The organism is Paenibacillus ihumii (assembly GCF_001403875.1).
Classification (GTDB): Bacteria; Bacillota; Bacilli; order Paenibacillales; family Paenibacillaceae; genus Fontibacillus; species Fontibacillus ihumii.
Map to the genome: position 1 here is coordinate 180,585 of NZ_LN884295.1, position 22,874 is coordinate 203,458.

Genomic DNA, 22,874 nt, shown 5'->3' on the forward strand with positions numbered 1-22,874 from the left:
TTTCAGAACGTCTCAGGTTTCGTCTAGGACAAAGTAGTAAGAATCGTGCGTCATAGCCACAACTTACATTATCAAGGGAGTGAAACGATGGTCATAAAAGTTGCTATTTGTGATGATGTTCCTGTTATTGCAAAAGCTATCGAAGATTTAATGTTAGAATATGACTCCTCGTTATTTGAAATTGATATATTCTACAGCCCATTTCGTTTAATTGAATTACTTAAAGAAAATACATATGATTTGTTTATTTTAGATATAGAGTTTCCTAGTCTATCGGGAATAGAGATTGCCGAAATCATTAGAAAGAACAACTATACTTGTCCAATTATCTTTCTTACTAGTTTCCAAGAATATATGGAAAAGGTTTTTAGGATTAACACTTTTGACTACATTTTAAAACCAGTAACAAAAGACAAACTATATCCTGCCTTGAATCGCGTTATTAAATATTTAGACTTAAATGATTCAAAATTTATGTTTACATTTAACAAAGTTTTTTACAGTCTTTCTTTTAGTGAAATTATTTACTTTGAAAAAAATAAAAGGAGTGTACTTATTCACACCCCTTCTGATATATATGAAACGATCCTGCAAACAAAAGCCCTTTTATCCAAAGTTAATGATAATTTTGTGCAGGTCCACACCTCGTTTATTGTTAATGTTAGATATATAAAACAACTAAGCAGTAATTCAATTATTGCTAAATTAAATGATAAGCAAACTGTTGAAATACCAATGAGTCGCAAATTTATAGATAGTGCCAAAAAACAAATTTTGATGAAGCTAAGAGACTTCATATGATGGTTAAATTTTCGCGCAAACCAAAAAAGAGACCCATAAATCCTCTTCCCCTAATGGCGCTAATTTCCATTCCCATCATAACGGTTCAACCCCCTAAGTTTGGACACTTTCCACATCATACTTAGGAAATCACATTATAGCGCAATTTTCTTTGGGTTAATCAAGCCCGCGGTGACTAAACGCAAGTATTCCTTGGGCGGCCAATCGTAGAGACTGCCGTGGATGCGTTCTGTGTTGTAGTATCGAATAAATCGGTCGACCACTGCAAAAGCCTCTTCGTAGGTTTCAAAACAATTCCGCTGGTAGCATTCTTGCTCTACAATGCTGTGGTACGACTCAATAAAAGCATTCTTGTTTGGCGTTTGGTTGGGGATCCTTTCATGCTCTAACCCCGCTTGCTCGCAAAAGGCATGGAACGCTTTGCTAATGAACTGCGGCCCATTATCCGTCCGGATCACCAACTTGTGTTCTTGTTCGTGGATTCTACGTTTAAAAAGCGCCTTCTGGATCGTACGCAAAATGTCTTCTGTGCTGCAGACCTTTCCACGGTAATGGGCGACAATGCTCCGGTCAAACACGTCAATGATGCTGGCCAGGTAGAAATGTCGGCGTTTGCCGGCTACGTAACCATACTTAATATCCATTTGCCATAGCTGGTTTGGTCCGCTCACAATACGGTTATTGGCGAGCTTTTTAGGTACGGGGTTTTTCAACTCTCGCTGTGGATGGAGAATCCCCATTTCTTTGCAGAGACGGTAGGTCTTCTTTTTGTTAATAATTAGCCGGTATTTTCGCCGCAACAACGTCGTCAGCTTCCGATAGCCGAAGGCAGCGTTAAGGCCTTGAATCAAGCGTCTGAGGTATCCTTTAATGCGAGCATCTCCTACCTTTTTTCCATCCTTGTCATAGGAGAAGCCTGGAACAGGCCGACCGCTGCTGACTGGCTGCTGGCGTTCAGGATGCTTTAGGCGATAGTAGTAACTTGAACGTGGGACTCCACATAGAAGGAGCACCTTTTGAACGGGATACCCTTGCTGAATCCAATAGATAGCTACTTCCAATCGGGATACTTTTTTTTTACCAGGTCTCGTAGAATGCTGTTCTCGAGCTCTTTTTCGCCTAGTAGCTTCATGGCATCGTTGTATTTCTTCTCTAGTTCCTTGAAATTGGCTGCATTCTGCTTCATTTTTTCTGCATCGTTTTGCTTCTTTTTCATAAGGTCACCCACCTCATCTTGATACTGGCGAACCCACTGGCTTAACGTTCTAGGAGACATTCCATGCTTCCGGGCTACTATCTCCGTCCGATAACCCGAGAGCACCTCTACCACAAGCTCCTTCTTCGTTTCATTGGGGCACCTAAATCGTCTTTTCATGGATTCTAACTCCTCACTCATTTTAGTGTATCTGAGGTGGATTAGAGTGTCCAATTGGATTAGGGGGCTAAATAGATAATATCAGTATTTGTGTTAGTTGCTTCTGTTGTATCTGAAATTACCTTTATTGATCATCCTAATTTTATTTTTATATTCATTATTTCTTTTATTATTTATATCAACATATGCATTCTATATCTTTATAAAACCCTCAGAAACTATTATGAAAAGCTTGAAAAAACTACAACGCAAAAAATAGTATTTGAATCAGAATTGAAATTTTTTAAGCAACTAAAGGATTCACAATCTAAACTATATTCCATGAAGCATGACTTAAAAAACCAATACATAGTTCTGATGGGGATGTTAAGTCAGGGAGATACTGCTGGAGCTGAAAAATACCTTCAAAATTCGATTCAGAAAATCGAACACATTGATTACTTTTTTACAAATAACTATGTGCTAAACTATCTTCTGAATGAAAAAAAAGCTATTGCTGAAAGCCATGGAATAACTTTAAACGTTAAATCTTTTCTTCCTGAAAAGATTAATTTGGATACTGATATTTTTGCAGTTGTGCTAGGAAATTTAATAGATAATTCCTTGAACGCCGTCTTACGTTTATCTAATTCTGAAGAAAAAGAGATTTCACTTCTTATTAAACAATTTGATAATAACCTACTTATAGAAATTTCAAATGTATTTGATCCTATGGAGCTTAAAACTCGAAAGAATAGACAATTCGAGGGAATAGGAATTAAAAATGTGAAAAGAATTGTAGAAGAGCATGGTGGAATTTATAATCAATGGATTCAAGATCATCAGTATATCGTAAGTATACTTTTACTCCATGTATATGATAAAGAAGATGAAGAATAACTCCACTGCCGATCATTGAAAGTGACGCGGCCGTGTTTCAATTAATACCGCACAAAATATCTGCAAAATTGAACAAATCAACCATCACTTTGGATTCGGAGTCCTTGAAGGCTTCTCCGCTGCTTATGAAGAAAGGCAACCTCTACTTACCGATCAAGTGGCTAGAGCAAGCGCATGTTGGAAAGATCATGAAAAGCACAAAAACGAATAGTTATTAGGTCGAGTTTAGCCCAAATCATCCGACTTACTTTTCATACATTCATTTCAAGCCTAACAGCTCCAAGCTATATATTGAAGAGAACGGCAAACTTACAGTGATCGAGGATGCACAGAAGATTCTACCACCGTTTATGAAAAGCAATACGTTGTATGTTCCAGTTTCAATGTTGCCGCGGATGGGGATCAACTATAACTGGAGCCAGGGAACTTTGCAGTTGACATGGAATGAGATGTCAGCGAAGGTCCTACACCCTGTCTATACGACAGAGGCGGGTCATATCACGTTCAGTTCATTGGTTCAAAAAGGGTACGGAGACGTTTATTTAATGCATAGCATGGGTCTTGGTGGTATGACCGGCATTCCGGATAGTAAAGGACCAAAGGCCACCGACAAGTTGATCAAAATTGGAAATCGTGAATTTAGTCGGGTTGAGGTTTCCGTTGATCTCCGTCCAGGACCGAATCCGCTGCAGATTCATTCTAATGACTATCCATCTGCAGACATCATCGTCAATCGGATCGTTAAGGATCCCTCCTTGATTCCTATCCGATATACCCATGATACGTATGCGGATAGTCTCGTGTTTATGGAACCAACACAAGGCTACCTGCGGGTAAAGGCCGGAGAAGCCATAGAAATTAGCGGATCTGTCTTTACGGAGAATACGCAGAGTCTTGGGTTGGAATTGACGAGGTTTCAGAATAGAGACTATCAAATAAGTGGTAACCGAACAGTCGTTCAGATAAACGAGAATAGAGAGTTTAGTGGCTCGATCGCGATTAATGAGCCAGGCAGTTATTTGATTAATATACTTAAACTTAGTCGGGACGTATTCGGAAGGGGAGAGACACCGCGGTACATCTCAGAGAAACGGGCGGAGATTGCGGTTGAAGTACTGCCGAAAGGCAGCAAGTAGTGAAATTAGCTAAGAAGTATACGCATGCAGGGCTATCCGTGGGATAGCTCTTTTATTTGTAAAAGATCACACTTAGTGCCGTTAGTATCCATTCAAAAATTGCACAATTATTACATAGATCATCTGCGCTAAAGAAAGATAATCGTTCTTGAAACAAGACCATCCACCTCGTCAGCACGTCTATAAAAAACGGCTCTCCCGAGGGAGAACCGATCGTTGAAGCTGTTTACTAATCCATTTGAATATTAGACTTCTTGGACTCAGAAACCATTCTGGCTTCTTTGCTTCCTAATAGGAACGATAAGATAAAAGTAAAAACCACAACACATATTACAATATATATTTGTTCTCTAATAGCATTATAAATGTGATCATTGTCTATTTGTGAAAAGTAGAAAGTAATGAGCCACCCTGTGATAACTCCGATAACAATTCCTATCATGCCAAATAATCCACATTGAACGATAACAATCTTTCGAATTTGTCCGTGGGTTGCGCTAATCATACGAAGTATGGACATTTCACGACGTTTCGTCAGGAGGATGGCCGATAGATGATTAGCCATCCCGCTCAGTCCCATCATGAGCAACAACACAAAAGTCGCTCCCAATATCAAAATGCGCTCGGACATTTGCTTTGACAGCTCCTGCAGCTGAGTAGATCTGTCGCTCCAGTTGATTTCATCATATTTATTCATTTGAAGCATCTTTATATGCTGATCTACAAGCGTTTTCTGGGTCGGATCAACGTATAGCATGACACTATGCACATTGGGTTGATCCAGTCCTGTGAGCGCAGAGTTGTTCCAATCCAAAAGCAGCAGCGAGTCTTCGTTTGCATACAACTGATCTAATACTGCTGCAATCGTAACTTTCACCTGGCGGTAAGGGTCTTTATAATTTAAAGGAACGAGAGAAAATTCCAAAGTATCCCCCTTCCTAACACCCAACATTTCGGCGTAACGCGCTGTTATCATTACCGCATTTTGTGATTCGATCTCTTGTGGCAATTGCAGATCAAGTTCCTTAACGAGAGAATGGATGTGAACCAGCTTATAGTTCGCCACTTCTCGTTTCAAAACAGGTTTATTTTGTTCATCTTTTATAAGTGGAGAAGGGGATGATTTTAAATTCAACCATTTCTGATTGCTCTTTGAGAAATCATAATTATCCAGAATTAATGTCCGATTGACGCTAACCGGAATAGCCGTTTTCACACCTGGTATTCGTTGCAAATCTTCTTGTATTTCCAACGGAACAGTGGAACGCATGCTTTTATTGCTCGACACTAAAATATCAGAAATATAATTCGACTCTATTTGCTGCACCATATTATCTTCAATCCATGTGTAAATCGTGACAAGCGGGATAGTCAATGTCATGGATAAACCAATGATAATAACAGCCAATGTACTTTGGGCTCGTTGGAAAATCAGATTTTGAACAGCAATTTTGGATTCTATGCCTGCTATTCGTTCAAGGAGCGGGGACAATATGCACAAAACAGGTGATATCCAAAAGGGAGTTAACATATAAAGAGAGCTGGAGATCATTAATCCTCCTACAACATAGAACAGCACATGCAAGGAACTTTCCTGATCCCCCCATCTGCCTATGCCTGCGCAAAGAAGACTAATCACCAATAACCCGACCGCTATCCATTTCTGAGTATTCCGTGGACGCAAATTTTCATCAAGTATCTCATTGAGGAATTCCATGGGCAGAACTTTTGAGGCTTTATGGGCAGGAATCAAGGAAGTTAAAAAAACAAATAATGCGATGCTTATTGCAGTGACCGCAACGTATTCATATGAAATTGACACTGAAAATAAAGGGATGGAAAGATACCGAGCCATCCAATCTATGGTTATTTTCGTTAATAATACACCTATAAGCGATCCGAGAAATGACCCGATAATGGCAATCGTCAACCCCTCTATACAGACCATCAACTTCAATTGACTCGGACTTCCACCGATCATACGTAGAAGAGCTAACTCTTTTTTTCTCTGTTGTACAGTAATGTAGAAACTACTCAGCATCATAAAACCACTAGCAAATACAACCATAATCCCTAATGCATATCCGATGACTAAAAAACTATTTAATTTATCTCCCTCTTCAGGGTCACCTACGATATCCACATCCGGTATGGGATTAAAATTGTCCTTCACAAACCGCGAAAACCTTTGCTTATCATGATCTTTGACTAAATCTATTAAAAGAAGATTAACTTTTACGTCGCTTCCTGCAATCTCTTGCAGGGATTGCAAATGAAAAATGGCATAGTCCGGCAACGGGCCGTCTGGTCCGTAACGATCAGGGATAATTTCCTTTACGACCCAGGGCTGTGAAGATGGAAGAGACGGTATGGATGTTTTACCGTGTAATTCGACACCCCAACGTTCGGCAAGCCTCTCGGTCAACACAATTTCAAAGGGCTGCAGAGCTTGCGTGAATTTATAGGTCGATTTCGCAATTTCGGAATGATCAACCCCAACAACATAGAAGTCAGGAGAGAGCCCGGGAATTTTAGGCGCCGCCAATATTTGCGCAAAGCCTTGAACCATCGTACTGCTCGTAATTTGATCTATTTGTTCTGGGGTAAGTCCTTGTTCAGCAGTCCTATATCCCACCATAATATCTGTATATCCAAATTGATCAAACTGTTGTTTTTTTATTGAAGCATGAAGCATTTGACCCAACAGCACCACACTAGTTAAAAGAACTGTACCTAGCATTACGCCGATGAGCATATAGATCATCCTACTCTTTTTCGCAAGAAGCATCTTCCAGGCTAGCATCAGAATAACCATCAGATATCAACCTTTCCTTGCGATGCAAGTTGAAGATCGACGATAACCGAAACCCGTTTATTGTGGTCACATTCCTTATCATTAGCATGATCAAGAACCAGTTTGCCATCATGTAAAAAAATGACCCGATCCGCATAAGCGGCCACTTGAGGATCGTGAGTAACTAACAGAATGGTTTGATTACGATGTTTCTGAAGTTGAACCAGCAAAGACAAAACATGAGAGGTCGTTACTGAATCTAAATTTCCTGTTGGTTCATCAGCTAGCAGTAGGCAAGGATCATGCACGAGGGCTCTCGCGATCGCGACACGCTGCTGCTCCCCACCCGACAAAGTATGAGGATATTGTTTTCTTTTGTTGAACAAACCTACTTTCTCAAGCAGATCTCTCGCTTTATCGTAAACCTCTTTCTTCTTCACATCTGCCAGCAACAAGGGCATGGCAACATTGTCTTCGGCATTCATCGAAGCAATGAGATTAAAAAACTGGAATATGAATCCAACCTTTTCTCTTCGGTATTGTGTAGCATGTGGTTCAACGGAAATCTCTTGCAAAGATTGACCATCGACTCGTATATTACCTTCCGACGGTTCAATCAATGCTCCGACAAGTTGTAGTAAGGTTGTTTTACCAGAGCCGCTTTTCCCCATGACGACAATGAATTCTCCACGTGATACAGCTAGGTTAATATCCTTAATGACATATGTCATTTCCGAATGCGTTGTATAGAATTTGCTGAGATTTTCTATTTCCAGAATCACAGTCAAAGTGCTCGCCTCGATTCGATTTCCGTGTCTTGATACATTTGCAATTTCAATTATTTCACCTTGCCTCATTGGAGTGAAACATTCCGAATAGTCTCTTTATGGTTCCCATACCGAAAACTAACTTTGATCTATGTACCCATCCGTTTCCGGATGTGATCACTTAATAGGGCTTCGAGGTCGCGACGTTCGAAACGGTAGTATGTACATACATTAACAAATGATTACATTTCTGTATACCTAATTATGCCCGTTTCGATAAAAGCATCTTTTTGACAGCTTAACCATTTGACCTATTCTAATTTGAATTGTTTTTTCACTTATGTCTGCAAATTTTGCTTGTAACTCCTGACTACTCGCTTGAAATCGCTACATTTCTTGCTATGCTTGGTTTATCTTTGCTTGGTTTAACTTTGCTTGGTAGCTCTTGCTAGAGGAATAGTTGTCCACAATACATAGTCTTGTATGTGATGGTTTTTATCATCAAACCAAAGAGAAATGAAAGTGATTTTATGGATTTATAAATGAAGGAGGATTAAATTAGTAAGATTCATCTTCGTATGTCGTCCCGTCTTCTGCAGCGACACCGGTTAATAGCCAATTTAAGTTCACATTATATTGGGTGCGAATAGATATTAATGTTTCCGCAGATGGATTACTATTTCCCGGCTCAATTTCACTCAGGTTCCCTTGAGAAATTCCTAGGCTTTTTGCAAATTGAACTTGGTTTGTCATTCAACATTCTCACCACATGAAGGATGTAAAATGTTTTTAGAATTTTAAAAGGGAGCCCGAATCATCCCCCGGGCTCCCTTCTATGAATCAACCATCTTGCATTTCGGTTCACGACATTTTTTACTGGTTCACGACTTTTTTATCACCAGACAATTATAATCAATCAACAATTCCCCTAACTCCCCCTACTCCACCGTCACACTCTTCGCCAAGTTGCGCGGCTTGTCGACGTCGTTGCCGCGAGCCAGGGCAGCGTAATAAGCAAGCAGTTGCAGAGGAACAACGGACAGCGCCGGGGTAAGCATCGGCAGCGTCTTCGGAATGGAGAGCGCTTGATCGACAGACTTCAGCAAGTCTGCAACATGCTCCTCATGAGTGATGGCCATGACATCCGCGCCTCGGGCTTTCACTTCCTTGATGTTGCTGACGGTCTTCTCCAGCACGTTGTCTTGGGTGACCAGAGCAATAACCGGAATGCCTTCCTCGATCAATGCAAGCGTGCCGTGCTTCAGTTCGCCGGCGGCATAAGCTTCGGAGTGGATATAGGAAATCTCCTTCAGCTTGAGTGAACCCTCCTGGACAACGGAGAAGTCTAGACCGCGGCCGATGAAGAACAGATGCTCATGGCCGGCAATTTGCTCGGCATAAGCCTTCACCGCGTCAGCCTTCTCCAGCATGCTCTCTACCTGCTCAGGCAGGGACTGCATCGCGGCGATGACATGGGCGATCTCCTCCTCGCTTTGCGTGCCGCGCACCTGGGCCATATACAGGCCAAGCAGGTAGAACGCGATCAGCTGCGAGGTGTAAGCTTTTGTCGAGGCGACAGCGATCTCCGGTCCGGCCAATGTAGCGATGACATCGTCTGCATCACGAGCAATCGAGCTGCCGACCACGTTCGTAATCGCGAGAACATGAGCGCCGTTCGCATGAGCCTCGCGCAGCGCGGCCAGCGTATCTGCCGTTTCGCCGGATTGGCTGACAACGATCACAAGCGTGTCAGGCGTAATTAGAGGCGAGCGATAGCGGTATTCGGAAGCGACGTCGTTCATCACCGGAATGCGAACGAGCTGCTCGATGGCCGCGCCGCCAACAAGTCCAGCATTGTATGCCGTACCGCAGGCTACAATGTGAATGCTGCTGAGGCTGCGTATTTTCTCCTCTGTCAGCTTCAAATCAGGGAAGACGACCTTGCCTCCGTTTTCGCTGATCCGGCCTCTCATCGTGTCACGATAGGCCTTAGGCTGCTCATGGATTTCTTTGAGCATGAAATGATCGAAACCGCCTTTTTCTGCGGTTACTGTATCCCAATCGACAGAAATCATTTCCCGAGAAATAAAATTCCCCTCGATGGTCATCAATTCGACAGCATCCTCAGTCAGCACCGCCATCTCGCCGTCGTTCAAAATATATATATTTCGCGTGTAATTCAAAATGGCAGGAATGTCCGAGCCGATGAAGTTCTCCCCTTCACCAAGCCCAATGATGAGTGGGCTCGCCTGACGAACGGCGACAAGCTTGTTCGGTTCATACTCCGTCAGCACACCAAGCGCAAAAGCGCCGCGCATATAGCTGATAGCCTTCTGAACCGCCTTGACGATGTCTCCTTCGTATTCGCGAGCGACCAAATGGGAAATGACCTCCGTATCCGTCTCGGAGACAAACTCATACCCTTGGCGGATCAGTTCTTCCTTTAGCTCCAGGTAATTCTCTACGATGCCGTTGTGCACAACAGAGAACTTCTGGCTGTGATCCGTGTGCGGATGCGAGTTCACATCCGACGGCTTGCCATGAGTAGCCCAGCGGGTATGCCCGATGCCGGCGCTGCCTACAAGCGGCGTATTCTCCAGCTTCGACTCCAGATTGGCCAACCGGCCGATCGACTTGGCGATTTGCAGGCCTTCCGGCGTAAATACAGCAATACCTGCCGAATCGTACCCGCGGTACTCCAGCTTTTTCAGTCCCTCAATCAATACGGTTTGCGTGTCTCTCTTCCCGATATATCCAACAATCCCACACATATTTATATATCCTCCGTTTCATCATCTCAGAATTGATGTGCCCGGAATAGAGGAAACGGAAGAATTGCACCGCAGTGCATAGAGACGGCATATTCAATTGTCAAAAAATTAAATATATGAAAACAATAGAAAAGTCTGAAATCATCCAGGCATTTTCATGAATGTCCGCATCTCTCCGTACACTGCGGTTCTCCCGCAACCTTCTCTCGCACATTCATGAACGTGTATCGTTACTCTCCAGCATCCTTCCGGGAAGCTTGTCAGAACAGTCGCCCATTCCTTTTGCCTTCCTCGGTTACGGTATGGATGAATTACCGGGAGGTCCCCGCCGAACATTTCGAACACCCCCACCTCGTCAGCTTCGATTGCCGAGTATGTCTCACAAAGAGCTAAACTAACGACTGCTGCCGCGGGTGCACCCGCCAGCTGGCCGGTGAACTGCTAACCCCAGCTTCGGCTTATCGCAGCCAGCCGTCGGATTGCATTGCTGCATCCTAAAGATAACCCTATGCTCCGAGATTATGCCTCGCGCGAATGAAGCTCTGGCGCTTGAACTGCTAAGTAACCTCACGACCCTCGCTTTCTTTTTTTGAATATGCTTAATTATATGCAACTGCTATCCATTTGGCAATAATCATCTCGTCCTGGGCTTCCTGCCCCCCTGCCTGCATGCAGCCTGCGCCTCGCCCGGACCACTCTATACCCACAATAAAAGCCGCCGAAACAGGTGTCCCCCGTCCCAGCGGCTAGCTTATAAATTGCGTAAATAGTCCTTAGTTTAGGTCTTATATTCAAGCTCGTATGAACCCGCCGGCCAGCAGCTATACATCAGCACAACCAGCCTATCCTAGATAATGTATCTCTTATACCAAAGAAATTATACCAGCTCCGCCTCGACGACCGATACGATTTGCGAGACGAGCTGCTCCAGCTCCGCTCTATCCGGACCTTCGGCCATAACGCGAATCAGGGACTCCGTTCCAGAAGGTCGTACCAGCACCCGCCCATTGTCCGCGAGCTGGCTCTCAACCGCTGCAACAGCTTTGCCGATCGCCTCGTTGCCTTCGTACTTGCTCTTATCCTGCACCCGGACGTTCACCAGGACTTGAGGATACTGCTTCATGACCTGTCTGAGCTCGCTAAGCGATTTGCCGGAAGTAATCAGGGTATCGACCAGTTGAATCGCGGTCAGGATACCATCCCCCGTCGTGCTGTAATCGAGGAAAATCACATGACCGGACTGCTCCCCGCCCAGCTTATATCCGCCGCGGCGCATCTCTGCCATGACATAACGGTCGCCAACCGCGGTCTGTGCCGTATTCAGCCCAAGCTTCTTAGCTGCCTTATAGAAGCCGAAGTTGCTCATTACGGTAGTCACGACCGTGCTGTCCTTCAATTTGCCGGCCCGATTCATCGCGTCGCCGCAAATACACAGAATATAATCACCGTCTACCTCTTCGCCATTCCCGTCGATCGCGATCAGCCTGTCGGCATCGCCGTCGAAGGCAAGGCCAAGATCTGCGCCCAAGCGCACAACCTCTTTCTTCAGCTGCTCGGGATGTGTGGAGCCGCACTGCTCATTAATGTTAAGCCCATTAGGCTCCGCTCCGATCGTATGCACCTCTGCGCCCAATTCCTTGAACAAACGCGGCGCAAGCTCGTAAGCGGCCCCGTTTGCGCAATCCAGCACGACCTTAAGGCCTTTGAATGAAGAGGAAATCGTTGATTTCAAAAACTCCAAGTATTTCAGCTTAGCCTCTGTATCTATCGTTACGCTGCCCAGATCCTTGCCGACCGGACGCGGAAGCTCGTCTACCTCTTTGTCCATCAGCTCTTCGATCTGCAATTCCGTTTCGTCGGACAGCTTGAATCCATCGCTACCGAAAAATTTAATGCCGTTATCCTCGACCGGATTATGCGAAGCGGAAATCATGACGCCTGCATCCGCCCCCAGCTTCTGGGTCAAAAAAGCGACTGCCGGTGTCGAGACGACGCCCAGGCGAACAACGTCTGCCCCAATGGACAATAGCCCCGCTACAAGCGCCGATTCCAGCATGACGCCGGAAATCCGGGTATCCATCCCGATCACTACTTTGGGTTTCGGAGCTTGGCCTGCCAGAACATACCCTCCGCAGCGACCGATTTTGTATGCCAATTCTGCAGTCAGTTCCTTATTTGCAACTCCGCGCACTCCATCCGTTCCAAAATACTTTCCCATGATTTCACTCCTTATACGTTATGTGAGATTGTTGCCGCTATCGTTATTTTACGGCAGATTTATTGCTTCTGTTCCCCGCCGCCGGCATTCGTTCCGGCGCCGCTGCCTCCCGCATTCTCAGAGGGCGGTACTCCGGCCTCCGAATCGTTGGCAGGGGTTGAATCCTGGTGCTCTTCCGGCTCCGTAACGGCCGGCTCCGACTTCTCTGCAATCTCTACGCTGATCCGCCTGGAGCTATCGCCCTCGGCCAAGCTGACATGAAGCGGCAGGGCAATGTCGAGAGGAACCATATGCGGTCCCGGACCTAGGCCGGATATATCCGCAGTAATCTTGATATCCTCCGGCTTCAGATTGTCGATAATCTCCTTGGCGCCTACGACCGTAAGCGACAGCCTCTTGTCTGACGGATCAAGAATAGTTACTGCCAGCTGCGGATTGTCCTGCTTGAGCGTAATTGGAATACCGCTGATTTCCCTTTGCCCCGGCGGCTCCACTTTGACAGTAACCGTTACGGAGCTAGGCTCGATTTTCTCAGAACCTTCGGGCGGCGTCAAGTCCACCGTATACCTAGTTTGATTAGTTCCTTTGAATTGACTTAAATCCACGGCAACTGAGTATGAGGAAATGCCCTCCAGCACTTCTTTAGACCCATAGATCGCGACGCCCTTCACATCGCTCTCTACACTCGCTACGACCAGTCCGTCGGGCAGTTGTCCTACCTCCCGCACCTCGAGCGGGACGCTCTTGTACAGCTTCGAGACCGGAATATCGACGTCTACGGACGACGGTACGATCAATGCGTTCCTCATTTCCTGCCCCTGCTTATCATATGCGGTCAGCTTGACGCTTTTGCCCTTGACAGGCTCGCTGATGCCGCTGATATCCACGACCCCCTGCACGCGTTCAAGCTCGGCCAGCTCGCTCTCAGGCAGGGTCACCTTAACTATACCCGAGCCGGCCACAACGGGCGTTCCAAGCTGCAGCCCCTGCGCAGGCTGCCCCTTCGTTATGATATTCACGGCAACATCCTTGGTTTGCTTCGCTTCTATCGTTACCTTGACAATGGAAGGACTCATAGAGACCAGCTGAACTCCCGGAGGCAGCTCGTGCGTAAGCGGCTGGGACGATGTGCCCGGCCCTACATTGCTTAAATCCAGCTTGACCTTATAGTCGGAGAAATTCGTCGTTATATCCGTCCGCTTCCCCCGTACCTCAAGCCGAACCTTATCCGTCTCCAGACCCGATAGTACATAATTATCGCTGTCAAAGCCGACAATTTGGATTTTGACATTAGGGATCACCTTCGTATTGACAACGGGGGTCGGCGCTACTGGCGTCCCGCTGTCCAGGTGCACCATGGCCCACAGAATGATGCTCACAATGAGAGCGATGACCTTGGCTACATTGTTATGGCTGAGCCATTTATCCATTGCTCCCGCCCTCCTTCCTCTTCCAGAAAGGCGTGCGCTTCTCGGCCGGTCCCGAATTCGGTCCCAATTCCTCATACAGCTTCGAAATCAACGACTCCTCGTTGATATCCCGAACCACCTGGCCGTCGATCGCCAGGGAGATTTGCCCGGTCTCCTCGGACACGATGATCGATATGGCGTCTCCGACCTCGCTGATTCCGATGGCCGCCCGGTGGCGCGTTCCCAGCTCCTTGCTGATAAATGGGTTCTCCGACAGCGGCAAATAACATGCTGCGGCCGCAATCCGCCGGCCCTGTACGATCACTGCCCCATCATGCAGCGGGGTATTGGGAATGAATATATTGATCAGCAGCTGAGAGGTAATCACGGATTGAATCGGAATGCCCGATTCCGTATACTCGTTCAAGCCCGTATCGCGTTCAAAGACGATCAGCGCGCCGATTTTTCTACGTGATAAATAATTAATGGCCTTAATAACTTCGCTGACTTCCTTCCCGAATTCCTCCTCGTCCGCCGTGCTTCGTCCGAATAATTTGCCGCGTCCAAGCTGCTCCAGCGCCCGTCTGAGCTCGGGCTGGAATATGATGAATATCGCAAGTACCCCGAACGTGAACATTTGGTTCATCAGCCATTTCAGCGTGTATAAATCGAACCAGGTGCTGACGGCCCAAATAACAACGAGGAACAGGATCCCTTTAAGCAGCTGAACGGCCCGGGTTCCGCGCACCAACAATATAAGGTGATAAATAATATAAGTAACGATAAGTATATCGATGATATCTTTAATAGTATCCTGCCATGTTAAATTTGCAAAATAGTTCATGGTGCAACCCCCGGTTATCTCTCCGTCAGCTTCGATCGCCGACAAAGAAACTTTATGTACTTGCATCGCATCAATCGGTAAAACACTTGTCTCTATATATTCCCCTTAAACTCTAGGTTATAACGTTCACAATCCAGATGCAAGTACCGGTGATAAATAGCATCTTTCGTCTACACATGCAAAAATTCCCTTTGCAAGCAAAAAAATAAAAGCGCCTTGATCCCTGGCAGGGAGGCGCCAATCATTTGCCTGAATATTTCATTACCTGTAGGCGACTTCCGTAAATGTATTCGTGATCCTGTACCAAATCCAATCAAGCGCCTGATCGATGCTCTTGACCTCTCCCAAAATCTTGGCGGTAGAAGCCTGAAAATACGACCCGTCAATAACTGTAAGGTTGCCTTCAACCTCGCCGTAAATTTCTGCCGTGCCGTTCTCTACCGTCAGGTTGCCGGCCACTTTGGAGCCGCTTGGCACCGTTACAGTCCTTCCATTGATCACAACATGATCCAGATCCTTTCCTTTTACGACGAGCTGATCATCGCTATTCCATAAGGAAAGGGCGCTGAACAGCATCACTACCAGGAACATCGCAGCTGCCGTCAATGCAGGGTGTCTCTTGACCCATTTGAGCCATGTCCGTTGTTTATGTTGACTGGGAATGGTCTTCATAATCCGGTCTACCAGCTCATCGGAAGCAGAGAACGAAGATCGCTTGATTGTCGCAAACAGCATCATTTCCGTCTGCTCCAATTCCTTAAAATGCATCTGGCAGGATGGACATTCCTGAAGATGACCTTTAAGTGACAAAGCCTCTTCCCCAAACAACTCGTCATCTAAATACTCATGCATTAATGAGGTGGCTTGTTTGCAATCCATATCAGCCAGTCCTTTCAGTAAAATCTATGGAAAACCGGGGCAACCACGGTACAACTAGTCGTCCTATCATACAATACGTTGCGTCCAGCAATACGTTTCAAAAATCAAAACTTTTCCTTGAAACCGCCAAATGACTATAGAACCTTATGCTGCAACTTCTTCCGCAAAAATTCACGTCCGCGGTGAAGGCGTGTCTTGACCGTAGTTACCGGCATGTCAAGCACATCGCTAATCTCGCTTAGCGACAGCTCCTGCAAATACCTTAAAATAATGACCGACTTGTATTTCGCCGGCAGGCCATCAATCGCGTAATGAATCGTCTGCTGCGTCTCCGTCAACAAGTATTCACTTTCTGGCGTCCTTTCATCCCCTGGAATCAGCGTATATCCGTCCAGGCCTTCCTGATCGTTCATCTCCGCGTCTAGGTAATAATTCGGCTTGCGTTTTCGCAGCCTGTCTATGCATAAATTGGTAGCAATCCGATACAGCCACGTGGAGAACTTCTGCTTCTCGTCATAGCGCTCCCAATTTTTATATACACGCAAAAAAGTCTCCTGCACGATATCCTCCGCCTCATGGCGGTTCGACAGCATACGGTAGGCCAGATGAAATATCTTATCCTTATATAAATCGACAAGGTCGGCAAAAGATTCCTGATCCCCTTGGCGCGCCAGCTTCACTAATCTCACATCAAAATGATCTACCATTGAATTTCCCCCAGATCCATGGACGGGCTTCAATTGAACTCACCCTGCCTGTCCGGCCACCGGCATCCCGTGATAGCACGGCACCCTCACCGTCGGCACTTCATTCCAAATGTTAATTCATGTTTGTCCAAAAAGCAAGATATGCTGTCAACTCCAGCATCCTGCCCGCATATCTTTCAAATTATGTGCAAACTTGCAAACAAGCCGGCACCTCATCTCAAAGGTTTCCGGCTTGTTTGCTCTTATGGTTAAGTTATCATTATCAGCCCGTATTTCGAAGTCCAGCGGCAATTCCATTGATGGTAAGCAGTACTTCGCGCAGGAGAATCGGATCGTCCTGATCCTTCTCGCGGATAGCCCGCAGCTCACTAAGCAGCTGCACTTGCAAATAACTCAACGGATCGATGTAAGGATTACGCTGGCGAATGGATTCCTGGAGTCCCGGATTATGATCCAGAATATCCGTTTGCCCCGTAATCTTCAGAATCATATCCTTCGTCAAATGGAATTCCTCTTCAATCTGTTTGAAAATGCGATCTCTCATATCTTCATCCTTGCACATCGCGGCGTATTCTTTGGCAATGACCAGATCGGCTTTAACGATCGCGAATTGCAGCGTGTCGATTACCGAACGGAAGAAGGAGAATTTCTCGTACATTTCTTGCAGCATTTTCAGATTCTCTTCGTTACCTTGATAGAACTGGTACAATCCCGTACCAGCTGCATACCAGGCCGGGAACAGATATCGGCTCTGCGTCCAGGCGAACACCCATGGAATAGCACGTAGATCCTCGAAACGGTCGCTATTTTTGCGCTTCGATGGTCTGGATCCGATATTCAGTTCGCCGACTTCCAGAAGAGGCGTGGATTCCTTGAAGTATTTCAGGAAATCCGGCTCACGGAATACCAAGTCCTGATACTTTTTCAATGAAGTCTCAGAAATAACCGCACTAATCTCTTCCCATTTCTGTTCGTTCTCGTCGTTGTCGCGATGAAGCTTCGCATTGATCGCCGCCGTAATCAGCGCCGATGTAGCCTGCTCCAAGCTGCGGTAAGCGATGCCCTTCAAGGAGTAGCGTGAGGATATAACCTCGCCCTGCTCCGTAATCTTGATGCCTCCGCCGATCGTCTCTGCGGGTTGAACGAGAATGCTGCGGTTGAGCGGCATTCCTCCGCGTCCGAGTGCTCCTCCGCGTCCATGGAAGAATTTCAGCTTTACGCCGGATTCGTTAGCAGCAGCGGTAATTTGCTTCAGCGCCACGCGCAGCTCCCAGTTCGCCGTTACGACACCGCCATCCTTATTGCTGTCGGAATAGCCAAGCATGATTTCCTGCAGATCATTCATCGCCGCGACCGACTGGCGATAGATCGGCATGTTGAACAGCTTGCGCATGATTCCAGGCGCAGCATGAAGATCATCGATCGTCTCGAAGAGCGGCACCGATTGAAGCGTACAGACGACCGTACCATCCGCTTCCTTGCGGAATAAGCCAACCTCTTTGGAGAAGACCATGACCTCGAGAATGTCACTCGCCGCTTCCGTCATACTGATCAGATAGCTGGTAATACACTGCGTCCCGAATTCCTGCTGAGCGCGGAATACCGTGCGGTATACGTTCAAACACTCCGTAGTGCTCTCGCTGTATTCCTGATAAGGTGAAGTTAGAGGGCGAGGATCGTTGAGCAGCTGTTCAAGCAGCTTGATCTTCTCTTCTTCCTCCAATTCGGCATAGTTGCTGACGATGTTCATGTTCGCCAGTATTTCCGTCATGGCGTTCTCGTGCTCCTGGCTGTGCTGGCGGATATCCAGCGTTGCCGTATGGAATCCGAACAGCTCTACCTGGCGGATCATCTTCTGAATATGGGTATCCGCGACGTAATCTGCGTAATGGTGACGCAAGCTGCGGTCGATAATCTTCAGATCTTTGATGAGCTCTTTGACATCCGAATAGCGTTCTGGAGTTCCTTTCTTGGAATCATCCAACAGGTTATGCAGCTTCTCCGTCATGTAAGTCAGCTTAACCCGGTATGGCTCCTTCTCATTCAGCCATTGCGGCGTCTTATGCAGAGTAACCTGCAGGCGGTCTCTTTGGATCGAAGCCTCCAGTTCATCCGTAACATCCACGATCGTCGTACTGAAGCTGAGATGCTTGAACAGCTCAGCCAGGCAGCGCTGATATTCCCGGACAACGAGCTTGCGCTGCATTTTCAGCGTCTGCCATGTCACGTCGGCGGTAACAGATGGGTTGCCGTCCCGGTCGCCGCCGATCCAGGAGCCGAAGCGCAGATAAGTTGGCACATGCCACAGGTGCTCCGGATAGTATTTGCTCAAACAGCGCTCTAATTCCAAATACACTTCAGGCAGTACCTGGAACAAGGTCTCATGGAAATAATACATGCCGTTGCGTACTTCGTCGATAACCGTCGGCTTGCGATCCCGCAGCTCATCGGTTTGCCACAGCGTGATTACTTCATTAAGCAGCTTCTCACGGAGCTGCTCCCGCTCACGGAAGGTTAGCGTAGGATTATCCAGCTGCATGACATCGTCGGCAATCCGCTTATGAATGTCCAGGATGGCCCGGCGCATTGCTTCCGTCGGGTGAGCTGTCATTACCAGCTCGAGAGACATTCCTTCCAGGATTTCCTGAGCTTCCGCATAATTGAATCCACGTTCCTTCAGGTCTCTTACAGAAGCTTCAATCGAACCTGATTGAACCGATTCACCCGCCGACCGTTCCAAGTCTCTTCTCCGGCGAATTCGGTGGTTCTGCTCTGCAATGTTGACCAATTGAAAATAAATCGCGAATGCACGGATGACTTGGTGACGAATGTCGGGTTCAAGTGAATTAATCATATCTTTAAATTCATTATGCAATTCAGGTAAAAATACAGCCCGCAGCGACTTACTGGCTTCACGAATCTTCTCGACAATATCCAAGAGCTCGTTACCGCCCTGATGAACCAGGACCTCTCCTAGAATATTGCCCAAAAAACGGATGTCGCGCCGAAGCAGGTTATTTGAATTGCTTTTACCTGCGGTCACTGTTAATTCAGTCATGTTTCTCCCCCATTTCATCCCTATTCCGTCTTTCTAAAGCCTTCCTACTATCATACAATAAACTGTTCTGAAAATCTTCACTTTATTGTAAAGTAGTTTCGAAAAAATTAAGCCGGCAACCCTGCCTTTTTGGCTTTTTATACACTCAGGCGCATAACACGGCGGTTCATACAAGATTTTCACATATATGAACTTATATTTATGCACCACAACCGTAATTAGATAAATTACACATTCCTAGAATCCAATACTTACCTTATCACGGTGAAATCATAAAATGCAATAGTATATTTCGGCGAAAATGACACTTCTCGGCATTATTCTGTTCATTCTTCGTATAAAACTCCTGTGATTGCTTATTTACTTTGTTTATTTTTGGAGGATTATGGCTCAATACAGGGCTTTATTACGGGCTAAGTGTCTTGGAGAACTTTGACCTATGCAGCTCAACCTTGACTTCTATGCAGTTCTATATGGATTAAAATATGGAAGAAGGGGCTCGGTGGCGCCCGAAGAAAGGATATTCATCATCATGGAGATCGTATCTTTATAGAGTCATCTTCACAAGAAGGTCATACAATACTTCGCAGGGATTAAAACTGCGGTTATCGCTCTCGCTATTGCCCTGCTGCTATGAGCCGCCTATCATTGTCCTGGATAAACTGAACGTTAAGATCTACACGTTGCGTGCGGCTATCGCTCCCTATTGCCCTGCCGCATGAGCCAGCAAACTATGATCGTCCTAAGTGACCAACGTTGGCATCCACACGTTGTAGCGGCAAACGAGCTAGGCTGAGCTCAAGGCTCAAATACCCAGGGATTATTCTGGCTACGCATGTAAAGCGCATGTAATGAATTAGCGGAGAAGTGCGATCGTCTAGGCATGATCCGAGAATGGCCGTATCCAACTTATTTAAATGGATTTATAGTAATTAGTTTCTGCGGCACAGAAGGGACTGTATATTCAAATGGATTTCACATCGTTAGCAGAAGGAGGAGGGCCCATCTTAGCTGGATTCCTGATTATAGGTACATAAAATCCATCTAATCCCCTGAAACATTCGTTTAGAGCTAAATTAAATAAAATGAATTCCATTTGATCGTCCTGGATGAGCCGCCTTTAGATTCCGATTTGATGCGGCGGCTATCGCTCACTATTGCTCTGCTGCTATGAGTACCTCTGATCGTCTCGGATGAGCTGTACGTAGGAATCGACACGTTACGGCGGCAAACGATCTGGGATGCGCTCAAGGCTCAAATACCCAGGGATTATTCTGGCTACGCATATAAGGAATAAAGCCGAGAAGTGCGATTGTCTCGGCATGATCCGGGAAAGGCGTTTCAACTTGTCTAAATGGATTTATAGTAATTAATTTCTGCGGCACAGAAGGGAGCGTATATTTAAATGGATTTCACATCGTTAGCAGAAGGAGGAGGGCCCATCTTAGCTGGATTCCTGATTATAAGTACACAAAACCCATCTAATCCCTTGAAACATTCGTTTAGAGTTTAATTAAATACATGAATTCCATTTAGTGTAGGAAAGCTTACTACCCAAGATTTCAATAAGAGGAGTTAAAGGATGAGATGCATACACGATTCTAGCCTGCTGCTTGCTTTCATAATCAAATTTAATAATAATGAACGTCCCCTATTTGGGGATTCTGCAAAAGACCTAAGAACGAGCTGTTTAGAGAGCTTTCACGAAGGGCCGAACCCTCGTGGGTTCTCTTACCTACTCGCAAGAAAATAAAAAAACTGCCTATCGGCAGTATTGTTGGTTTATGGAGCGGGTGATGGGAATCGAACCCACGCTACCAGCTTGGAAGGCTGGAGTTCTACCATTGAACTACACCCGCATCATTATGGTCGGGACGACACGATTCGAACATGCGACCCCCTGGTCCCAAACCAGGTGCTCTACCAAGCTGAGCTACGTCCCGATAATGATGTATGAAGAAAAAGTGGCACGCCCTGAGAGATTCGAACTCCCGACCTTTTGATTCGTAGTCAAACGCTCTATCCAGCTGAGCTAAGGGCGCATATTATATGGAGCGGACGACGGGAATCGAACCCGCGACCCTCGCCTTGGCAAGGCGATGCTCTACCGCTGAGCCACGTCCGCATTTCATGGTGCGCGTGGAGGGACTTGAACCCCCACATCCGAAGACGCTAGATCCTAAGTCTAGTGCGTCTGCCAATTCCGCCACACGCGCAACTTTTAAAAGTGAGCCATGAAGGACTCGAACCTTCGACACCCTGATTAAAAGTCAGGTGCTCTACCAACTGAGCTAATGGCTCGTACAAATGGCTGGGGATATAGGATTCGAACCTATGAATGACGGAGTCAAAGTCCGTTGCCTTACCGCTTGGCTAATCCCCAATATTATTCAAATGGTGGAGGCTAACGGGATCGAACCGCTGACCCTCTGCTTGTAAGGCAGATGCTCTCCCAGCTGAGCTAAGCCTCCATATGTAGACAGTGGTCTTTTACAAGCCGTAAGGAATTCTCATCCCACTTTAAGCCTGTAAGTGAAAGTGGTGACCCGTAGGGGATACTCTCCGTTCGAGACTACGATGTATTCCTACCGAAGCTGATGCTCCGACGAACCCTTATGGGAGTTCTCACCCCTATGAAGCATATTAAAGAAAGTGGTGACCCGTAGGGGATTCGAACCCCTGTTACCTCCGTGAAAGGGAGGTGTCTTAACCCCTTGACCAACGGGCCACATTTTTGCAACACACAAGCAAAGAAAGTGGAGCTCTCAACCGGGATCGAACCGGTGACCTCATCCTTACCATGGATGCACTCTACCTACTGAGCTATGAGAGCAAATGGCTCCCCGAACAGGACTCGAACCTGTGACAACTCGATTAACAGTCGAGTGCTCTACCGACTGAGCTATCAGGGAACATTCGCTTGGCGACGTCCTACTCTCCCAGGACCCTGCGGTCCAAGTACCATCGGCGCTGGAGGGCTTAACGGTCGTGTTCGAGATGGGTACGCGTGGAACCCCTCCGCCATTGCCACCAAACATGCATTTGTAGAACAAATGCTGCCGCGAAATATTCAGTACAACGCTAAGACGTGTATGAATATTGCAGCGCTTCAGATGTTTGATCACCTGAAAACTGGATACGAAACTTCATTTGCGTGTTAGCCCCCACTATTGGGGTATTTTTGGATAAGCCCTCGACCGATTAGTACCTGTCAGCTCCATACATTGCTGCACTTC

The 22,874-nt window shown here is 46.3% G+C and carries 15 protein-coding genes, 11 tRNA genes and 1 rRNA gene; 3 read left to right on the plus strand and 24 right to left on the minus strand.

The window, feature by feature from the left end:
- The first annotated feature begins 87 nt into the window (after positions 1–87).
- Positions 88–801: a LytR/AlgR family response regulator transcription factor gene (locus BN2762_RS01765; protein WP_055105334.1), complete on the plus strand. Its 714-nt coding sequence runs from the start codon at positions 88–90 to the stop codon at positions 799–801.
- A 134-nt stretch (positions 802–935) separates the two neighbouring features.
- On the opposite strand, the gene BN2762_RS01770 is transcribed toward BN2762_RS01765, so the two are convergent.
- On the minus strand, positions 936–1,946 hold the full coding sequence (locus BN2762_RS01770) for an IS3 family transposase (protein ID WP_148499853.1): 1,011 nt from the start codon (positions 1,944–1,946) through the stop codon (positions 936–938).
- On the minus strand, positions 1,853–2,197 hold the full coding sequence (locus BN2762_RS01775; protein WP_230202402.1) for a transposase: 345 nt from the start codon (positions 2,195–2,197) through the stop codon (positions 1,853–1,855). Before BN2762_RS01775 ends, BN2762_RS01770 begins: the two co-directional genes overlap by 94 nt.
- Positions 2,198–2,266: 69 nt before the next feature.
- Here BN2762_RS01775 and BN2762_RS01780 point away from each other — a divergent pair, with 69 nt between their 5' ends.
- Both BN2762_RS01780 and BN2762_RS01785 read left to right on the plus strand, forming a co-directional pair.
- A complete protein-coding gene (locus BN2762_RS01780) occupies positions 2,267–3,055 on the plus strand; it encodes a sensor histidine kinase (protein ID WP_230202403.1) in 789 nt (262 codons plus the stop codon).
- 383 nt (positions 3,056–3,438) lie between these two features.
- Positions 3,439–4,191 (plus strand): hypothetical protein, encoded by a 753-nt coding sequence (locus tag BN2762_RS01785; protein WP_222861006.1) that lies wholly within the window; start codon positions 3,439–3,441, stop codon positions 4,189–4,191.
- A gap of 229 nt (positions 4,192–4,420) precedes the next feature.
- On the opposite strand, the gene BN2762_RS01790 is transcribed toward BN2762_RS01785, so the two are convergent.
- The 22 genes from BN2762_RS01790 to rrf all read right to left on the minus strand — a co-directional run bounded on the left by BN2762_RS01790 (position 4,421) and on the right by rrf (position 22,673).
- Positions 4,421–6,955 carry an FtsX-like permease family protein gene (locus tag BN2762_RS01790; protein WP_222861007.1) on the minus strand — a complete coding sequence of 845 codons (2,535 nt, stop codon included), beginning with the start codon at positions 6,953–6,955 and terminating at the stop codon, positions 4,421–4,423.
- 50 nt (positions 6,956–7,005) lie between these two features.
- Positions 7,006–7,842, minus strand: a complete 837-nt coding sequence (locus tag BN2762_RS01795) for an ABC transporter ATP-binding protein (protein WP_055105339.1) — start codon at positions 7,840–7,842, stop codon at positions 7,006–7,008.
- Between the two features lie 468 nt (positions 7,843–8,310).
- Complete coding sequence (locus BN2762_RS25690) at positions 8,311–8,505, minus strand: helix-turn-helix domain-containing protein (RefSeq protein WP_074048546.1); 195 nt, start codon at positions 8,503–8,505, stop codon at positions 8,311–8,313.
- 185 nt (positions 8,506–8,690) lie between these two features.
- Positions 8,691–10,523 (minus strand): glutamine--fructose-6-phosphate transaminase (isomerizing), encoded by a 1,833-nt coding sequence (gene glmS, locus BN2762_RS01800; RefSeq protein ID WP_055105340.1) that lies wholly within the window; start codon positions 10,521–10,523, stop codon positions 8,691–8,693.
- Between the two features lie 877 nt (positions 10,524–11,400).
- Entirely contained in the window at positions 11,401–12,741 is a 1,341-nt protein-coding gene (glmM, locus tag BN2762_RS01805) for a phosphoglucosamine mutase (protein ID WP_055105341.1), read from the minus strand.
- 59 nt (positions 12,742–12,800) lie between these two features.
- Positions 12,801–14,171 carry a CdaR family protein gene (locus tag BN2762_RS01810; protein WP_055105342.1) on the minus strand — a complete coding sequence of 457 codons (1,371 nt, stop codon included), beginning with the start codon at positions 14,169–14,171 and terminating at the stop codon, positions 12,801–12,803.
- Positions 14,164–14,994 (minus strand): diadenylate cyclase CdaA, encoded by an 831-nt coding sequence (gene cdaA, locus BN2762_RS01815; RefSeq protein ID WP_055105343.1) that lies wholly within the window; start codon positions 14,992–14,994, stop codon positions 14,164–14,166. The genes BN2762_RS01810 and cdaA overlap by 8 nt, the downstream gene beginning before the upstream one ends.
- Before the next feature lie 261 nt (positions 14,995–15,255).
- The gene (locus BN2762_RS01820) at positions 15,256–15,873 is read right to left on the minus strand and encodes an anti-sigma factor family protein (RefSeq protein ID WP_055105344.1); all 618 of its coding nucleotides are present in this window, start codon (positions 15,871–15,873) and stop codon (positions 15,256–15,258) included.
- A 134-nt stretch (positions 15,874–16,007) separates the two neighbouring features.
- The gene (gene sigW / locus BN2762_RS01825; RefSeq protein WP_055105345.1) at positions 16,008–16,580 is read right to left on the minus strand and encodes an RNA polymerase sigma factor SigW; all 573 of its coding nucleotides are present in this window, start codon (positions 16,578–16,580) and stop codon (positions 16,008–16,010) included.
- 262 nt (positions 16,581–16,842) lie between these two features.
- Entirely contained in the window at positions 16,843–19,638 is a 2,796-nt protein-coding gene (ppc, locus tag BN2762_RS01830) for a phosphoenolpyruvate carboxylase (protein WP_055105346.1), read from the minus strand.
- A 1,785-nt stretch (positions 19,639–21,423) separates the two neighbouring features.
- Positions 21,424–21,497, minus strand: a tRNA-Gly gene (locus BN2762_RS01835).
- A 7-nt stretch (positions 21,498–21,504) separates the two neighbouring features.
- A tRNA-Pro gene (locus BN2762_RS01840) sits at positions 21,505–21,581 on the minus strand.
- Positions 21,582–21,603: 22 nt separating this feature from the next.
- Positions 21,604–21,680, minus strand: a tRNA-Arg gene (locus BN2762_RS01845).
- An 8-nt stretch (positions 21,681–21,688) separates the two neighbouring features.
- Positions 21,689–21,763, minus strand: a tRNA-Gly gene (locus BN2762_RS01850).
- A gap of 6 nt (positions 21,764–21,769) precedes the next feature.
- Positions 21,770–21,854, minus strand: a tRNA-Leu gene (locus BN2762_RS01855).
- 12 nt (positions 21,855–21,866) lie between these two features.
- Positions 21,867–21,939, minus strand: a tRNA-Lys gene (locus BN2762_RS01860).
- A gap of 7 nt (positions 21,940–21,946) precedes the next feature.
- Positions 21,947–22,021 (minus strand) — tRNA-Gln (locus BN2762_RS01865).
- Positions 22,022–22,033: 12 nt separating this feature from the next.
- Positions 22,034–22,109 (minus strand) — tRNA-Val (locus BN2762_RS01870).
- A 182-nt stretch (positions 22,110–22,291) separates the two neighbouring features.
- Positions 22,292–22,366 (minus strand) — tRNA-Glu (locus BN2762_RS01875).
- Positions 22,367–22,395: 29 nt separating this feature from the next.
- A tRNA-Thr gene (locus BN2762_RS01880) sits at positions 22,396–22,471 on the minus strand.
- Positions 22,472–22,474: 3 nt separating this feature from the next.
- Positions 22,475–22,550 (minus strand) — tRNA-Asn (locus BN2762_RS01885).
- Between the two features lie 6 nt (positions 22,551–22,556).
- A 5S ribosomal RNA gene (rrf, locus tag BN2762_RS01890) occupies positions 22,557–22,673 on the minus strand.
- Positions 22,674–22,874 lie beyond the last annotated feature (201 nt).

Excerpts from the sequence above, each read along its gene's own strand:
- BN2762_RS01765 (WP_055105334.1), top strand. The coding sequence starts at position 88 with ATGGTCATAAAAGTTGCTATTTGTGATGATGTTCCTGTTATTGCAAAA.
- BN2762_RS01775 (WP_230202402.1), bottom strand. The coding sequence starts at position 2,197 with ATGAGTGAGGAGTTAGAATCCATGAAAAGACGATTTAGGTGCCCCAAT.
- BN2762_RS01785 (WP_222861006.1), top strand. The coding sequence starts at position 3,439 with ATGTTGCCGCGGATGGGGATCAACTATAACTGGAGCCAGGGAACTTTG.
- BN2762_RS01790 (WP_222861007.1), bottom strand. The coding sequence starts at position 6,955 with ATGATCTATATGCTCATCGGCGTAATGCTAGGTACAGTTCTTTTAACT.
- BN2762_RS01795 (WP_055105339.1), bottom strand. The coding sequence starts at position 7,842 with ATGAGGCAAGGTGAAATAATTGAAATTGCAAATGTATCAAGACACGGA.
- BN2762_RS25690 (WP_074048546.1), bottom strand. The coding sequence starts at position 8,505 with ATGACAAACCAAGTTCAATTTGCAAAAAGCCTAGGAATTTCTCAAGGG.
- glmS (WP_055105340.1), bottom strand. The coding sequence starts at position 10,523 with ATGTGTGGGATTGTTGGATATATCGGGAAGAGAGACACGCAAACCGTA.
- glmM (WP_055105341.1), bottom strand. The coding sequence starts at position 12,741 with ATGGGAAAGTATTTTGGAACGGATGGAGTGCGCGGAGTTGCAAATAAG.
- BN2762_RS01810 (WP_055105342.1), bottom strand. The coding sequence starts at position 14,171 with ATGGATAAATGGCTCAGCCATAACAATGTAGCCAAGGTCATCGCTCTC.
- cdaA (WP_055105343.1), bottom strand. The coding sequence starts at position 14,994 with ATGAACTATTTTGCAAATTTAACATGGCAGGATACTATTAAAGATATC.
- BN2762_RS01820 (WP_055105344.1), bottom strand. The coding sequence starts at position 15,873 with ATGGATTGCAAACAAGCCACCTCATTAATGCATGAGTATTTAGATGAC.
- sigW (WP_055105345.1), bottom strand. The coding sequence starts at position 16,580 with ATGGTAGATCATTTTGATGTGAGATTAGTGAAGCTGGCGCGCCAAGGG.
- ppc (WP_055105346.1), bottom strand. The coding sequence starts at position 19,638 with ATGACTGAATTAACAGTGACCGCAGGTAAAAGCAATTCAAATAACCTG.